This is a genomic window from Thioalkalivibrio sp. ALE21, from assembly GCF_003208255.1.
Lineage (GTDB): Bacteria > Pseudomonadota > Gammaproteobacteria > Ectothiorhodospirales > Ectothiorhodospiraceae > Thioalkalivibrio > Thioalkalivibrio halophilus.
This window is the reverse complement of the sequence record NZ_QKMA01000004.1, coordinates 32,429-47,737: the sequence shown is the minus strand read 5'-3', so window position 1 is coordinate 47,737 and position 15,309 is coordinate 32,429. Positions and strand designations below refer to the sequence as shown.

Below are 15,309 nucleotides of genomic sequence, written 5' to 3'. Positions count from 1 at the left end.
CATGATGGACGCCAATACCCTGACCATTGCCCTGTCCAAGGGGCGCATCCTCGAGGATACCCTGCCGCTGCTGGCACAGGCGGGGATCGAGCCGCTGGAGGATCCGGACAAGACGCGCAAGCTGATCCTCGACACCACGCGCGAGGACGTGAAGATCGTGGTGGTGCGGACCACCGATGTGCCGACCTACGTACAGCACGGTGCCGCCGCGGTGGGAGTGGCGGGAAAGGACGTGCTGATGGAGCACGGGGCCGCCGGGCTGTACGAGCCGCTCGACCTGGGCATCGCGCGCTGCCGCATGATGCTGGCCGGCCACCCGGGGCAGCAGCCGGACCCGGGCACGCGCCTGCGGATCGCGACCAAGTTCGTGAACATCGCGCGTAATTATTTCGCCAGCCAGGGACGCCAGGTGGAGATCGTCAAGCTCTACGGCTCGATGGAGCTGGCGCCGCTGGTGGGTCTGGCCGACTACATCGTGGATCTGGTGGATACCGGCAATACGCTGCGCGCCAACGGCCTGGAGCCGCTGGAGGAGATTGCCCCCATCAGTTCCCGGTTGATCGTGAATCAGGCAGCCATGAAGATGAGACATGGACTGATTCAAAATCTCATTGAGAACCTGCGCGAGGCCGTGACGCCCGCGACGACGTAACCGAGACTGCCATGACCGCCGATACCGACGACCTCAGGATCCGTGACATCCAGGAGGTGTCCGCTCCGGACACCGTGCGCGACGAACTGCCGATCACCGATGCGGCATCCGACACGGTGTACGAGGCCCGCCAGGCCTGCCATCGGATCCTGCATGGCGAGGACGACCGCCTGCAGGTGATCGTGGGCCCCTGCTCGATCCACGACGTGGATGCCGCGCTGGACTATGCCGACCGCCTCAAGCCCCTGCGCGACGAACTCTCCGATGCGCTGAACATCGTGATGCGGGTGTATTTCGAGAAACCGCGTACCACGGTGGGATGGAAGGGCCTGATCAACGATCCGGATCTGGACGGCAGCTTCCACATCAACAAGGGGCTGCGCGTGGCACGCGGGCTGCTGCGCGATCTGGCGGTCAAGGGCATGCCCGCGGCCACCGAGTACCTCGACCTGATCAGCCCGCAGTACATTGCCGACCTGGTCGCCTGGGGCGCGATCGGCGCCCGCACCACCGAGAGCCAGGTGCATCGCGAGCTGGCTTCCGGGCTGTCGTGCCCGGTGGGCTTCAAGAATTCCACCGACGGCAGTCTGCGGGTGGCGATCGACGCGATCCGTTCGGCGTCGCGGCCGCACCACTTCCTGTCGGTCACCAAGGCCGGGCGTTCGGCGATCTTCTCCACCGCCGGTAACGACGATTGCCACATCATCCTGCGCGGTGGCAGGCAGCCCAATTACGATGCCGAAAGCATCGACCAGGCGTGCCGGGAGCTGCAGATGGCCGAGCTGCCCGAACAGGTGATGGTGGACTGCAGCCACGCCAACTCGCGCAAGGACCCGGCGCAGCAGATGGAGGTCGCGCGGGTGCTGGGCGAGCAGATCGCCGGGGGGGATCGCCGGATCATCGGGGTGATGCTGGAAAGCCATCTCCTCGGCGGGCGCCAGGATATCCTCCCGGGGCAGCCGCTGAACTACGGCCAGAGCATCACCGACGCCTGCATGGGCTGGGATGACTCCGAGGCCACCTTGCGCGGGCTGGCGGAAGCCGTGCGCGCGCGCCGCAAGCACAACACCCCGGCCTGACGCCCGGGCACGAGGACACGCCATGCCTTCGATCAAGCGACTCGACACGCGGGACACCGGATTCGCGACCGAACTGGAGCGCCTGCTCGCCTGGGAGTCCGGCGAGGAGGCCGGGGTGCGCGACGCGGTGCGCGAGATCCTCGATGCGGTGAAGGCCGAGGGGGACGCCGCGGTGCTGCGCTATACCGAGCGCTTCGACCGCCTGGAGCGCGACTCGGTCGCCGGGCTGGAAGTCCCGCAGCAACGCCTGCAGGCGGCGCTGGAGGCGATACCCGCGGCGCAGCGCGAGGCGCTGGAGACCGCCGCCGAACGCATCGGCGAATACGCCCGACACCAGTCGATGCAGGACTGGCAGTTCACCGACGCCGACGGCACGGTGCTGGGGCAGCGGGTGACCCCGCTGGACTCGGTGGGGCTGTATGTGCCGGGCGGCAAGGCCGCCTATCCATCCTCGGTGCTGATGAATGCGGTGCCCGCCCGGGTGGCCGGTGTCGGCCAGCTGATCATGGTGGTGCCGGCGCCGGACGGCGAGCTGAACGACCTGGTCCTGGCAGCCGCGGCGGTCGCCGGTGTCGACCGGGTGTTCACCGTGGGCGGTGCCCAGGCGGTAGGGGCGCTGGCCTACGGGACCGCGACCATCCCGGCGGTGGACAAGATCGTCGGCCCCGGCAACATCTTTGTCGCCGCGGCCAAGCGCGAGGTCTTCGGTACCGTCGGGATCGACATGATCGCCGGTCCGTCGGAGATCCTGGTGGTCTGCGACGGCGAGACCGATCCCGAGTGGATCGCGGCCGACCTGTTCTCCCAGGCGGAGCACGACGAGCAGGCCCAGTCGATCCTGGTGTCCTGGGACCATGCCTTTCTCGATCGGGTGAACGAGGCCATGGACCGCCTGCTGGAGGAAATGCCGCGTGCCGACATCATTCGCACGAGTCTGCAGAATCGGGGCGCGTTGATCGCCGCGCGCGACCTCGACGATGCGGTTGCGGTGGCCAATCGGGTCGCCCCCGAACACCTGGAGCTCTCGCTGGCTGACCCGCAGGCGGCGCTGGACGCCGGGCTGCGGCACGCCGGCGCGGTGTTCATGGGCCGTCATACCTCCGAAGCCCTGGGCGACTACTGCGCCGGGCCCAACCACGTCCTGCCGACCTCGCGCACCGCGCGTTTCTCGTCACCGCTGGGGGTCTACGACTTCCAGAAACGCTCCAGCATCATCCAGTGTTCGCCCGAAGGCGCGGCGCGGCTGGGGCGCACCGCTGCGGAACTGGCCCATGGCGAGGGGCTGACCGCGCACGCACGTTCCGCGGAACTGCGGCGGGAATCGTGAGCGCGGGCCGCCACGACCGGCCGGAAGACCTGATGCGCCCGGAGGTTCTGGCGCAGCCGGCCTACGCGGTGGCGGATGCCACGGGGCTGCTCAAGCTGGACGCGATGGAAAATCCGTGGCCCTGGCCGGGCGAGCTGGAGGCCGCCTGGCTGGAAGCCCTGAGCGAGCCCGAGCTCAATCGCTACCCGGATGCCGCGGCGCGCGATCTGGCGGCGCGCGTGCGTGCGGTTGAGGCGGTGCCCGAGGGCGCCGGGCTGATGTTCGGCAACGGCTCCGACGAGCTGATCCAGATTCTGATCCAGGCAGTGGCCGGCAGCGGACGGCCGGTGATTGCGCCCGAGCCCGGATTCGTGATGTACGGCGTGCTGGCGCGCGCGCTGGGTGTGCCCTTCCGCGGCGTGTCCCTGCGGCCCGACTTTGCCCTCGACCTGGATGCCCTGCTGGCGGCGATCCGCGAGGAGCAGCCGGCGATCGTGTTCCTGGCCCATCCCAATAATCCGACCGGTCGTCTGGAAGACCCCGCGACGGTGCAGGCGGTGATCGAAGCCAATCCCGGCATCACCGTGGTGGACGAGGCCTACGCGCCGTTCGCCGGACACAGCTTCATGCCACAGGCCGGGGGTACCGCAGGCCTGCTGGTGATGCGGACGGTGTCCAAGCTCGGCCTGGCGGGTACCCGGCTGGGCTACCTGGCGGCGGAGTCTGCCTGGATCGACGCGCTGGACCGGCTGCGCCTGCCCTACAATATCAACACCCTGACTCAGCGCAGCGTCCGCTTTGCCCTGGATCATCGTGACGTACTGGACGGTCAGGCGCGCGCGATCGTGGCCGAGCGCGAGCGCCTGCTGCAGGCCCTGGAGGCGCTGGCCGGCGTCACCTCGGTGGTTCCGTCGCAGGCCAATTTTGTCCTCTTCCGGGTCGGGGAGGGCCAGGGTGCGGCGGTGTTCGCCGGGCTGCGCGAGCGGGGCGTGCTGATCAAGGACGTGGGCCGTGCGCATCCGTTGCTGGCCGACCACCTGCGGGTCACCGTGGGCCGTCCGGAAGACAACGACCGTTTTCTCGAGGCGCTGGAGGCCGCGCTGGAGCGGAGCTGAGACTGCGTTTTCCGGGGCGGCGTGCGCCTGGCGTCAGATGGGGCGCTGGGCGACTTCTGCTGCCAGGTCGTGGCGGTCGCCGGCGCGCTCGATGCGGATGTCCAGTGATTCGCCCGGCGCCGTGCGGGCGATGATGTCGAGGGCATCGCGCGGGGATTCCACCCGGTCACCGTTGAGGTGAGTAATCACGTCCCCGGGCTCGATGCCAGCTTCGGCCGCCGGTCCGTCGCGTAGCACACCGGCAACCAGTACCCCCAGGGCATCCTCGACACCGAACGAGCGGGCGAGGTCCGGGCTCAGGGACTGGACCTCGATCCCCAGCCAGCCGCGCGTTACATAGCCCTGTTCGATGATCTGGGTCATCACGTCACGGGCCAGATCCGCCGGGATCGCAAAGCCGATCCCGTGGGAGCCGCCGGAGCGGGAAAAGATCGCGGTGTTGATCCCCACCAGCTCGCCGTGCGCATTGATCAGCGCCCCGCCCGAATTGCCGGGATTGATGGCGGCGTCGGTCTGGATGAAATCCTCGAAGGTGTTGATGCCCAGACGGTTGCGGCCGGTGGCCGACACGATGCCCTGGGTCACGGTCTGGCCCACCCCGAACGGATTGCCGATGGCGAGGACCACATCGCCCACCCGCAGATCGCTGGACCGTCCGAGGGGGGCGACCGGCGGCTCCTCGGTCTCCACCCGCAGCACCGCCAGGTCGGTGTCCGGATCGATCCCGATGATCTCCGCGGGCAGCGCCCGATCATCGGGCAGGACCACCGCGATCGCCTCGGCTTCTTCGATCACGTGATGGTTGGTCAGTATGTGCCCCTGCCCGGTCATGATCACGCCCGAGCCCAGGCTGGATTCCTCGCGTTCGCCGGGCGGCGGGACCCGCCGGCCGAAGAATTCCTCCAGCAGCATGCCCGGGTCCGGCTCCACGGTGCGCGAGGCCATGATGTTCACCACGGCCGGGGCCGAGCGTTCCACGGCCGGCGCATAGGAGGCGGGCGCGGATGCGGCATCCTCGGCCGGGGTTGCCACCCGGTCCACGGCCGTGCCGTCCTCGCCGGTACCGAGCCAGTCCGGGAAGAACACCGCGATCGCCACCGCGATCAGGACGCCGGTCGCCGCAGCTTGCAGGAAGAAGCGAGAAAAATTCACCATATGGGGCAGCTTAAGGAAACACTGGTCCATGTGCACGCCTGCCCGCGCGGATCATGTGATCCTGACACCCCCAGTCCCAACCCCTTGCCCGGGTCGTCGGCCCGGCCGGAACCGGAGTCCCTCCCATGCATCGTGACGAGCTGCTTGCGGGCCTCGACGCCAAACTCGAGCCTGCCCGGTTTACCGATTACTGTCCCAATGGCCTGCAGGTCGAGGGCCGCACCGAGGTGCGCCACGTGGTCAGTGCCGTGACCGCCTCCGCTGCCACCATCGAGGCCGCCGCCGAGCGCGGCGCCGATGTCCTGCTGGTGCATCACGGCTATTTCTGGAAAGGCGAGCCGCAGGTCATCACCGGCATGAAGCAGCGACGGATCCGTCGCCTGCTGGAGAGCGGGATGAACCTCGTCGCCTACCATCTGCCCCTGGACGCCCATCCGGAGGTGGGCAACAACGCCTCCCTGGCACGCGACCTGGGGCTGGTGGCCGACGGTACGCTGCGCGACGACGGCGTGGGCCTGGTCGGCGCGCCGGACGAGCCGCTCTCGGCCCCGGGGCTTGCCAGTCGCATCGCTACTGCCCTCGGGCGCGAGCCCCTGCTGGTCACCGCTGGCGAACACCCCGTCCGTCGCGTGGCCTGGTGCAGCGGGGGCGCCCAGTCGTTGCTGCCCCGCGCCGCCGAGCTGGGCGCCGATGCCTACATCAGCGGGGAGATCTCCGAACAGACCACGCACGAGGCGCGCGAGCTGGGCGTGCACTACCTGGCCGCCGGCCACCACGCGACGGAGCGGGGCGGACCGCGGGCGCTGGGCGAATGGTGCGCGCGGACGTTCGACCTGACCCACGAATTCCTCGATCTCGACAACCCGGCCTGATACCCTGCGCCGCGAGCCGCAGCTGTCTGCTGCCGGCCGGAGTCCCGGATCCGCGCGACGCCGCGCCGATCCGCATCGTACTTGACCTTATTAGCGTGTTCGGGAATTCTATTACGATTTTCCTGCCCGCCCGTCGGGTCCGAACAAGAGAGCCACAAGGCTCCTTCGAGCAGGCTGCGCCCGGCGGGTGCATCCTCGCATCACGCTTTCAACACGTTGTTTGGAGAGACAAACATGGCAAACCAAGGCGTAAATCGAGGCCGTCGCCGGTTCCTCGTCGCCGCGACTTCGGTCGTGGGCGGGGCCGGTGTGGCTGCAGTAGCCGCACCGATGCTGGCGTCGCTGCAGCCGAGCGCGCGCGCCCAGGCGGCCGGGGCTCCGGTCGAGGTCGCCCTCGGCGAGATCGAACCGGGCCAGCGCATCTCCGTCGAGTGGCGCGGCCAGCCCATCTGGGTGGTTCGGCGCACGGACGAGATGATCGAAGGGCTGTCCAGGATCACGGACCGTCTGCGCGACCCGAACTCCGAAGTCGAGGAGCAGCAGCCTCCTTACGCCCAGAACGAACACCGTTCGATCGATCCCGAGTTCCTCGTCGTGATCGGCATCTGTACCCATCTGGGCTGCTCGCCGAGCTATCGTCCGGAAATCGGTGATCCCGAGATGGGGGCCGCCTGGCAGGGCGGCTGGCTGTGCGGTTGCCACGGTTCCCGCTTCGACATGGCCGGCCGCGTGTACGCCAACATGCCGGCGGCCACCAATCTCGTGATCCCGCCGTACAAGTACCTCACGGACGACGTGATCCTGGTGGGCGAAGACGACGAAGAAGGAGGGACCGTCTGATGGCCAGTAATCCGGACGAAAAGATCCAGGGCGGCTTCCTGGGCTGGGTGGATGCACGCTTCCCCCTGTCCCAGATGTGGAACGACCACCTGGCCAAGTATTACGCGCCGAAGAACTTCAACTTCTGGTATTTCTTCGGCTCGCTGGCCCTGCTGGTGCTGGTCATTCAGATCGTCACCGGCATCTTCCTGACCATGTTCTACAAGCCGGACGCGGAGCTCGCCTTCTCGTCCGTCGAGTACATCATGCGTGACGTGGAATGGGGCTGGCTCATCCGCTACATGCATTCCACCGGCGCCTCGATGTTCTTCGTCGTGGTCTATCTGCACATGTTCCGGGCGCTCCTGTACGGCTCCTACAAGAAGCCACGCGAGCTGATCTGGATCTTCGGCATGCTGATCTATGTCGTGCTGATGGCCGAGGCCTTCGCCGGCTATCTGCTGCCGTGGGGCCAGATGTCCTACTGGGGCGCGCAGGTGATCGTGAACCTGTTCCAGACCATCCCGTACATCGGGCCGGAACTGGTGACCTGGATTCGCGGTGACTTCCTGCTGTCGGACGCGACGCTGAACCGCTTCTTCGCGCTGCACGTGGTGGCCCTGCCGCTGGTGCTGATCCTGCTGGTGGCCGCGCACATCATCGCGCTGCACGAGGTGGGCTCGAACAATCCCGACGGCGTCGAGATCAAGGCCCACAAGGACGAGAACGGCATTCCGAAGGACGGCATCCCGTTCCATCCGTACTACACCGTGAAGGACATCGTCGGAGTGGGCGTGTTCCTGATCGTGTTCTTCGCGATCGTGTTCTTCGCCCCCGAGGGTGGCGGCTACTTCCTGAAGCCGGACAACTTCATCCCGTCCGATCCGCTGGTGACCCCCGACCTGATCCCGCCGGTCTGGTACTTCACGTCGATGTACTCGGTGCTGCGCTCCGTGCCGGATCCGTTCCTGGGCGTGGTGGCCATGGGGGCCGCGGTGGTGATCCTGTTCGTCATCCCGTGGCTGGACCGCAACCCCGTGAAGTCGATGCGCTATCGCTCGTTCGCGGCCAAGTTCAACCTGGCGGTGTTCGTGGTTGCGTTCGTGATCCTCGGCTGGCTGGGCCTGCAGCAGGCCACCACCGCGGTGAGCGACATGAGCCTGCGCTTCGCTCAGGTGTACTTCCTGTTCTTCTTCCTGCTGTGGTTCCTGTCGCGGGAGCGTTCGGCCGGCTTCAGCATCCTGGCATTCCTGGTGCTGGTCGCGATGTACACGTTCTACGACGTGGTCCGCTTCGATCCGGACGAAGCCTCCCTGATCATGTGGGGCTGGCTCATCCCGACCGTTTATCTGTTCGTGACCATGGTGGCCCCCGTGTTCGCACGTGGTCTGGGCCGTGACCGTGCCGTTCCGCAAAGGGTGACTTCGTGATGAAAAAGCTGATTGCTGCAACCTTCGTGGGCCTTGCGGCCCTGTTCATGGGGCCGGCGGGTACCGCCGGCGCCAGCGAGCTGATGTCGGCCAACGTGGACATCTCCAACCAGAACGCGCTGCAGCGGGGTGCCCGCCTGTTCGCGGACAACTGCATGGGATGCCACTCGACCAAGTACGAGCGTTACAACCGGGTCGGCAAGGGTATCGGCCTGACCGAAGAGCACATGGAAGAGCACTTCATCTTCGTCACCGACGAAGAGGGTGAGCCGGTAGGTGTCGGTTCGCTTATGGAGATCGCCATGGAAGACGACTATGCCGAAGAGGCCTTCGGTGTTGTCCCGCCGGATCTGACCCTGACCGCCCGCATCCACGGCGAGGACTGGCTGTATACCTTCCTCAAGTCGTTCTACCGCGACGAGTCCCGTCCGCTGGGCGCCAACAACACCATCTTCAGTAATGTCGGCATGCCGCATGTCCTGTGGCACAAGCAGGGCTGGCAGGAGCTGGTCGAGGACGAGGATGGCAACGAACGCCTGGAACTGGTCGAGAGCGGCAGCATGAGTCCGACCGAATACGATCGAGCGGTGCGCGACATCGTCACCTACCTGTCGTACATCGGCGAACCCGTGCAGCTGGAGCGCCAGCGGATCGGGGTCTTCGTGATGATCTTCCTCGCCTTCTTTACCGTGCTGGCGTACTTCTTGAAAAAGGAATACTGGAAGGACGTACACTAGGCGGGACGAGCCGTAGTCGGCGTGCCCCGGAGGACCGGGGTGCGCCGGCATCCTGTACCGTCGACCCGGCGGAACCCCATGCCGGGCTAGGGAGAATGCCATGGCGCTGGTCGCCAACCGCCGTTCCGTTATGACGCTGTTTTCTGCACACGACTGCGTGCGCTGTCACCGGGTGCGCATCATCCTCGCCGAGAAGGACATCGCGGTGGACGTGGTCAACCTCGGGCCCGACGACATGCCCGAAGATCTCTCCGACCTGAACCCGTACAACGAGGTTCCCACCCTTGTGGACCGGGATCTGGCCCTGTACGGGACCCATGTCATCACCGAGTATCTCGACGAACGCTTCCCGCATCCGCCACTGATGCCGGTGGATCCGGTCTCGCGCGCGGCCGCGCGTCTGGCGCTCTATCGCGTCGAGCGCGACTGGTACGAGGGACTGGACAACCTCGCGAAGGCTTCGGGTTCCGGGGTCAGCAAGGCCCGCAAGGTGCTCAAGGAGAGCTTCATCGCCTCCGGCGAGATCTTTGAACTCAAGCCGTACTTCCTGAGTGACGAGTTCAGTATCGTGGATGCGGCCATCGCCCCGGTCATCTGGCGGCTGCCGGCCGTGGGCATCGAACTGGAAAGCCTGCCGCAGGCGATCCAGGACTATGCCGAACGGGTGTGCCGGCGCGAATCCTTCTCCATCAGCCTCACCGAAGCCGAACGGGAGCTGCGTCTTTGACTTCTTCCCGCCCCTATCTGCTGCGTGCCCTGTGGGACTGGATCACCGACAACGGCATGACACCGCACCTGCTGGTGGATGCCACGGTCGACGGCACGGCCGTGCCGGACGCGTTCGTCGAGCAGGGCAAGATCACCCTGAATGTGGGCCCCACGGCCGTGCAGGGTCTGGAGCTGGGCGACGAGTACGTGTCGTTCTCGGCGCGGTTCGCCGGCAGTCCGATGGATGTCTTCGTGCCGCAGACCGCGGTGATGGCGATCTACGCGCGCGAGAACGGCCAGGGGATGATGTTCGGTAGCGAGCCCGGGCCGGATCCGGACCCCGGTCCCGGAGACGGGCCGCCGGATGACGGTGATGACACGGGTGATGGCGGCGAGGGTGGCGACGAGGCGCCCCGGCGCAAGGGCGGCCCGTCTCTGACCGTGGTCAAGTAAGGGCGGTCGTCAGGGCGCGGGCGGCGCCTTCCCCGGATTGAGAATCCCGTCCGGATCGAACACCGCCCGCACCCCTTCCATCAGCGTCAGTGCGGCCGGATCCAGTTCGCGATCCACGAACGGTCGTTTGACCAGTCCCACACCATGTTCCCCCGACAGGCTGCCGTCGAGCGACAGGACGAGGCGGAACGCTTCATCCAGACACACTTCGGCCCGGTGCATCTCTTCCGGGTCGTCCGGATTGACCAGCAGGTTCACGTGGATGTTGCCGTTGCCGGCGTGGCCGAAATTGACGATGCGGATGGCATGCCGCTCGGCCAGTTCCTCGAGGCCGCCGATGAGGGCGGGGATCCGCGATACCGGCACCACGACATCTTCGTTGATCTTCTTCGGGGCAATGGTCCGCAGCGCCGGTGACAGGGCCTTGCGTACCTGCCAGAGACGGTCCATCGCCTCCGGTGTGTCGGCGACATCCACGCTCAGGGCCCCTTCGGCGGCCGTCCGGCGGATCCCGTCGATCCGGGTCTCGATGATCTCGGCAGGACCGTCGGACTCGATCATCAGGATGGCTCCGGCGGCTTCCGGCAGTTCCACCCCGCCATAACCGCGGATCATCCCGATAGCCGAGCGATCCATGAACTCCAGCGCCGAAGGCGACTCCGCGCGCGCCATCAGTCTTGCGACTGCCCGGGCCGCCGCATCGATGGTCGGGTAGACCGCCTGCAGCAGGCGGGTGCACTCCGGACGGGGTGTCAGCTTGAGGGTCGCCTGGGTGATGATCCCCAGAGTTCCCTCCGAGCCGATCAGCAGGCGGGTGAGGTCGTAGCCGACCACGCCCTTGGTGGTGCGTACGCCGGTGCGAAAGTGCTCCCCGGTGCCTGCGACGGCCTCCAGACCCAGCGTATTGTCGCGCGGTGTACCGTACTTCACCGCGTGCGGCCCGGCCGAGTTGTAGGCGAGATTCCCTCCCAGGGTGCAATACGCGGCACTGGTCGGATCGGGGGGCCAGAAGAACCCGTGTTCGCCTGCCGCGGCCTGAATCTCGGCGTTGGTGACCCCGGGTTCGGCAATCAGCCACCGATTCGCGGGATCCACATCCACGATGCGGTTCATGCGCTCCAGTGACAGCACCAGTCCGCCGCGGTCGGGAACCGCCGCGCCGGTTGTGCCCGTGCCCCGGCCGCGCGCCACCAGCGGCGCCCCGAGGCGCCGGCACAGGCGTACAAGTTCCACGACGGTCTGACTGTCGCGGGCGAACGCCACGGCTTCGGGCGCGGCGTGCAGGCGCGAATTGTCGGCGCCATAGGCCCAGCAGTCCGCCGGGTCCAGCAGGCGGTCCTCCGGCGGCAGCAGACGTTCGATCTCGCGCGCCAGATCGCTCATGAGTCGTCCGCCCGGATCGCGTCCACGATCCATTCCACCCCGCCATCACCGTCCAGCGCCACCACGTCGAAGCGCGCCGGGCCGTTCCAGTCTTCCTCCAGCATCCAGGTTTCCGCCATGCGCACCAGCTTGCGGCGCTTGCGCCGGTCGACGCTCTCCAGTCCGCCTCCGTAATCCTGATTGCTGCGCATGCGGACCTCGACGAAGACCACGGTGTCCCCCTCACGCAGAACCAGGTCCAGCTCGCCCCAGGGCCGCCGGACATTGCTGGCCACCAGGCGCAGCCCGCGATCCTGGAGATAGCGCGCGGCGCGTTGTTCGGCCTGCTGGCCGGATTCTCCCGGACGGAACATCAGTCCGAGGGAGTCGCGGCGTCCAGCCGCCGGGGTTCACCACGAACGAACCGCGCCCAGGCCGGCGTCCGCTGCCAGTCACCGGTCAACGGGTTGAGTTGCCACTCGCCGGCGGTACCGACGAGCGTCGTATGCGGGGCCGCGTAGCTAGTGTCGGCGCGTACGGCCAGGCGCCGGGCGTCCATGCCCAGGGCATAGAAGCGCGGCAGCCCGGATTGTTCCCGCAGCGGCTCGGCTCCGGTGTTCCCGAGCGCGGCGATTTCACTGAACAGACCGGGCGCATCCGGAAATGCGATCCCGTTGAGATCGCGGTCGCGCGAGGCGTCGGGGCGGCCCGGATAGACATGTGGCGTGGACATCATCGGCAGGCGCGACGCCTGGTGGAAGTGCAGATGCGGCGCGATGCGGCGTACGTCGGCAGCGCTGCCCGCGACGAAGATGTAACCGACATCGGCGCGAATCTGCGGGTCGCCTTCAAGACCGAGTCCGAGGCGCCGGGACACCGACGCAATGCGCTCGCGACTGCGATCAATCCCGACGTGGGCGGCGATGCGGTCGTTGAGGTCCCCGGCACGGGTGTCTACTCGCGCCACCTCCCGTGGGGGTGCCCCGTGTTCCTCGGCGGCCAGTGACCATGCGGATGCCAGGCGATCACCGAAGGCCCCCTCGGCGATGATGCCGAGGCCGGCGCCCCAGCCGGTGCGAGCCGCGCGGTCGGCAACGGCGCGGGCGTCGGCCTCGGGATCCAGCGCCAGTGTGGTTATGCCGCGCGGCAGGGCGTTGGCGGTGCGGTTGAGGAGCACCCCGGGCCGATGTTCCTCGAGGTCGGCGACCGCGGCGACGGCATCGCGCTGCAGCGGGCCGATAATGTGATCGGCACCTTCGAGTACTGCATCCCGGTAAAGCGCAACGGCCTGGCGTGGATCGCCCCGGGTGTCGCGCACCCGGAGCTGCCCCTGGCCGTCGGCATAATGTGCCCGGGTGATGCCGTCGAGAACCGCCTCTCCCAGGCCGGCCAGATTGCCCGACAATGGCAGCAGGACCACCGTATCTCCGGCCGGATCCGCGCTGGCGGGTGACGCGGCGAGCAGTTCCGGGAGATGGCTGTTCGCGGGATGCCGGGGGAAGGCTTGCTGCCAGCGTCGGGCGAACGTTTCCGCCGCAGCGGCATCGTCCGCCCGGCCCAGTCCCCGGAACAGATCGTGCCAGCCATCGGCCCCGACGATGTTCTCGCGCCCGAGTCGTTCCCGCTGGGTCGGGCGCAGGGCGGCCATCAGGCCCCAGATCCGCTCATGGTTGGCGGTCTGCAGATCGGGTTCCAGGGTCAGCAGCGAATCCAGCCGAAATCGCACATTCAGGGCCTGATACCATTGCTGTTCCCATTCCAGCAGCCGGGCATGCAGCTCCATGCCGCGCCGATGGAATTCCGGGGTGCGTGTCGGATCATCCGGATCGTCGGCCCCCAGGCGCTCGGCCGCGGGGTCGGCCTCCCCGCGGTGCCAGGCCAGCCAGCCGCCGCGCACGCGGTCGGCAAGCGGGCGTGGCTCCGCGTCGGGCAAGCGGTTCCAGGCCGCCTCCGCGCGTTCCAGCAGCGGTTCCGGGACCGGGTCCAGCGCCAGCACCGCGTCGATTGCGGCCCGCAATTCCTCCGGCTCGGCCTGCTCGTCCGGCAACGCCTCGATCCGCTCGAGCCGATGCTCGGCCAGCGGCTCGGGGGCCAGCTCGATCTCGGCCGGGATTTCGGGGTCCGGGTCCGGTGTCGCCGCGGGATCCGGTTGCGGCGCAGCGCAGGCGGCCATCAGGCCGGCCGCCAGCAGTACCATGAGCGGGCGCGTCAGGCCCGGGCCCGGCACGGAGCGGTGTAACGGGCGGAGGGGGAGCGGGAGTCGGTTCACGGCAGACATCGGATTGGCGATAAGGAGTCAGTATTGGAAGCGCGCGAAACAGTGTCAACGCAGGGCGGAACCCTGTGGGTGGTGGCCACCCCGATCGGCAACCGGGCCGATCTGGGGCAGCGCGCCCGGGATGTATTGTCGCATGTCTCGCGCATCGCGGCGGAGGATACGCGTCACAGCCGCGCGCTGCTGGCGCCGCTGGGCATCGACACGCCGCTGGTCAGTCTGCACGAACACAACGAAGAACAGCGCGTCGCGGGCCTGCTCGCGCAGCTGGCCGCGGGCGAAGATGTGGCGCTGATCTCGGATGCGGGCACCCCGCTGGTGTCGGATCCCGGGTTCCGCCTGGTCCGCGGGGCCCGCGAAGCCGGCCATGCCCTGCGCGCGGTGCCCGGCCCGAGCGCCCCCCTGGCCGCGCTGGCGGTCTCGGGGATGCCGAGCGACCGGTTCTGTTTTGACGGTTTCCTGCCGCACGCCGCCGGCGCGCGCGAAAGACGCCTGGCCGAACTGCTGGCGCGTCCGCAGACCGGCATCGTGTTCGAGTCCGCGCATCGCATCCTTGCGGCGGCCCGGGAGCTGGCGGCGCAGGCCCCGGACCGCTCCGTGTTCCTGGGGCGCGAGCTGACCAAGCAATACGAGGAACATTATTACGGTCCGGCCGGCCGCCTGCCCGAATGGCTGGAGGCGGATGCCTGGCGTACGCGCGGCGAATTCGTGCTGGTGCTGGCCCCGGCGCCGGCCGTCGACGAAGACGGCGACGCGCTGTCGGGTGAACAGGAACGGCTGCTGGCCGGCCTGGTCGCCGAGCTTCCGGTCAAGCGGGCCGCGCGCCTGCTGGCGGACGCCACCGGGCTGCCGCGCAATCGGCTCTACGCCCGCGCGCTGGAACTGCAGCAGGCGGACCGCGAAGAGGGCGATGATCCCGCCTGACTGCCCCGGATATCCTTGCATCCGGAGCAGGGCGCGGGTAAAAGGGAGGCGGGAGTCGGCCGGGCGGTCGCTGCGTCCGTGTGGCGTGGAGGAAAGTCCGGGCTCCGCAGGGCAGGACGCCAGGTAACACCTGGGCGGCGCGAGCCGACGGAAAGTGCAGCAGAAAACATACCGCCGATGGCCCGGCTCGTCCGGGCACAGGCAAGGGTGAAATGGTGCGGTAAGAGCGCACCGCACGGCTGGTAACAGTCCGTGGCACGGTAAACCCCGTCCGGAGCAAGGCCAAATAGGGGTGCATGGTGTGGCCCGCATCGCACCCGGGTAGGCTGCTTGAGGCGTCCGGTGACGGACGTCCCAGATGAATGATCGTTCTCGACAGAACCCGGCTTACAGGCCGGCTCCCACTTTTCCCCACCATTGTC

The 15,309-nt window shown here is 67.9% G+C and carries 15 protein-coding genes and 1 other RNA gene; 12 read left to right on the top strand and 4 right to left on the bottom strand.

Annotation, left to right across the window (positions count from 1 at the left end; all coding sequences use genetic code 11):
* The first annotated feature begins 1 nt into the window (after position 1).
* The 4 genes from hisG to hisC are packed head-to-tail and all read left to right on the top strand — an operon-like array spanning position 2 to position 4,152.
* Entirely contained in the window at positions 2 to 652 is a 651-nt protein-coding gene (gene hisG / locus D893_RS04940; RefSeq protein WP_018947396.1) for an ATP phosphoribosyltransferase, read from the top strand.
* An 11-nt stretch (positions 653 to 663) separates the two neighbouring features.
* Complete coding sequence (locus D893_RS04935) at positions 664 to 1,731, top strand: 3-deoxy-7-phosphoheptulonate synthase (protein ID WP_018947395.1); 1,068 nt, start codon at positions 664 to 666, stop codon at positions 1,729 to 1,731.
* A gap of 22 nt (positions 1,732 to 1,753) precedes the next feature.
* Entirely contained in the window at positions 1,754 to 3,058 is a 1,305-nt protein-coding gene (hisD, locus tag D893_RS04930) for a histidinol dehydrogenase (RefSeq protein ID WP_018947394.1), read from the top strand.
* Positions 3,059 to 3,090: 32 nt separating this feature from the next.
* Positions 3,091 to 4,152: a histidinol-phosphate transaminase gene (hisC, locus tag D893_RS04925; RefSeq protein ID WP_246863885.1), complete on the top strand. Its 1,062-nt coding sequence runs from the start codon at positions 3,091 to 3,093 to the stop codon at positions 4,150 to 4,152.
* Between the two features lie 33 nt (positions 4,153 to 4,185).
* On the opposite strand, the gene D893_RS04920 is transcribed toward hisC, so the two are convergent.
* Positions 4,186 to 5,307: a trypsin-like peptidase domain-containing protein gene (locus D893_RS04920; protein WP_026289009.1), complete on the bottom strand. Its 1,122-nt coding sequence runs from the start codon at positions 5,305 to 5,307 to the stop codon at positions 4,186 to 4,188.
* A gap of 125 nt (positions 5,308 to 5,432) precedes the next feature.
* On the opposite strand from D893_RS04920, the gene D893_RS04915 reads away from it, so the two are divergent.
* From D893_RS04915 to D893_RS04890, 6 genes are all read left to right on the top strand, one after another.
* A complete protein-coding gene (locus tag D893_RS04915; RefSeq protein WP_018947391.1) occupies positions 5,433 to 6,179 on the top strand; it encodes a Nif3-like dinuclear metal center hexameric protein in 747 nt (248 codons plus the stop codon).
* Positions 6,180 to 6,413: 234 nt separating this feature from the next.
* Complete coding sequence (gene petA / locus D893_RS04910; RefSeq protein WP_110619270.1) at positions 6,414 to 7,019, top strand: ubiquinol-cytochrome c reductase iron-sulfur subunit; 606 nt, start codon at positions 6,414 to 6,416, stop codon at positions 7,017 to 7,019.
* The gene (locus tag D893_RS04905) at positions 7,019 to 8,428 is read left to right on the top strand and encodes a cytochrome bc complex cytochrome b subunit (RefSeq protein WP_110619269.1); all 1,410 of its coding nucleotides are present in this window, start codon (positions 7,019 to 7,021) and stop codon (positions 8,426 to 8,428) included. Before petA ends, D893_RS04905 begins: the two co-directional genes overlap by 1 nt.
* On the top strand, positions 8,428 to 9,165 hold the full coding sequence (locus tag D893_RS04900) for a cytochrome c1 (protein ID WP_018869858.1): 738 nt from the start codon (positions 8,428 to 8,430) through the stop codon (positions 9,163 to 9,165). The genes D893_RS04905 and D893_RS04900 overlap by 1 nt, the downstream gene beginning before the upstream one ends.
* A 100-nt stretch (positions 9,166 to 9,265) precedes the next feature.
* Entirely contained in the window at positions 9,266 to 9,892 is a 627-nt protein-coding gene (locus D893_RS04895) for a glutathione S-transferase N-terminal domain-containing protein (protein WP_018869859.1), read from the top strand.
* Positions 9,889 to 10,326 (top strand): ClpXP protease specificity-enhancing factor, encoded by a 438-nt coding sequence (locus tag D893_RS04890; protein WP_018947386.1) that lies wholly within the window; start codon positions 9,889 to 9,891, stop codon positions 10,324 to 10,326. Before D893_RS04895 ends, D893_RS04890 begins: the two co-directional genes overlap by 4 nt.
* Positions 10,327 to 10,335: 9 nt before the next feature.
* Here the strand turns inward: D893_RS04890 and D893_RS04885 are convergent, their stop codons facing one another.
* The 3 genes from D893_RS04885 to D893_RS04875 are packed head-to-tail and all read right to left on the bottom strand — an operon-like array spanning position 10,336 to position 13,885.
* Positions 10,336 to 11,709, bottom strand: coding sequence for an FAD-linked oxidase C-terminal domain-containing protein (locus D893_RS04885; protein WP_110619268.1), 1,374 nt, complete (start codon positions 11,707 to 11,709; stop codon positions 10,336 to 10,338).
* On the bottom strand, positions 11,706 to 12,062 hold the full coding sequence (locus D893_RS04880) for a YraN family protein (RefSeq protein WP_018947384.1): 357 nt from the start codon (positions 12,060 to 12,062) through the stop codon (positions 11,706 to 11,708). The genes D893_RS04885 and D893_RS04880 overlap by 4 nt, the downstream gene beginning before the upstream one ends.
* Entirely contained in the window at positions 12,062 to 13,885 is a 1,824-nt protein-coding gene (locus D893_RS04875; RefSeq protein WP_246863877.1) for a penicillin-binding protein activator, read from the bottom strand. The genes D893_RS04880 and D893_RS04875 overlap by 1 nt, the downstream gene beginning before the upstream one ends.
* Positions 13,886 to 13,990: 105 nt before the next feature.
* On the opposite strand from D893_RS04875, the gene rsmI reads away from it, so the two are divergent.
* Positions 13,991 to 14,887 carry a 16S rRNA (cytidine(1402)-2'-O)-methyltransferase gene (gene rsmI / locus D893_RS04870; protein WP_018947382.1) on the top strand — a complete coding sequence of 299 codons (897 nt, stop codon included), beginning with the start codon at positions 13,991 to 13,993 and terminating at the stop codon, positions 14,885 to 14,887.
* A gap of 51 nt (positions 14,888 to 14,938) precedes the next feature.
* An RNA gene (gene rnpB, locus D893_RS04865) (RNase P RNA component class A) lies at positions 14,939 to 15,293 on the top strand.
* The last annotated feature ends 16 nt before the right edge of the window (positions 15,294 to 15,309 follow it).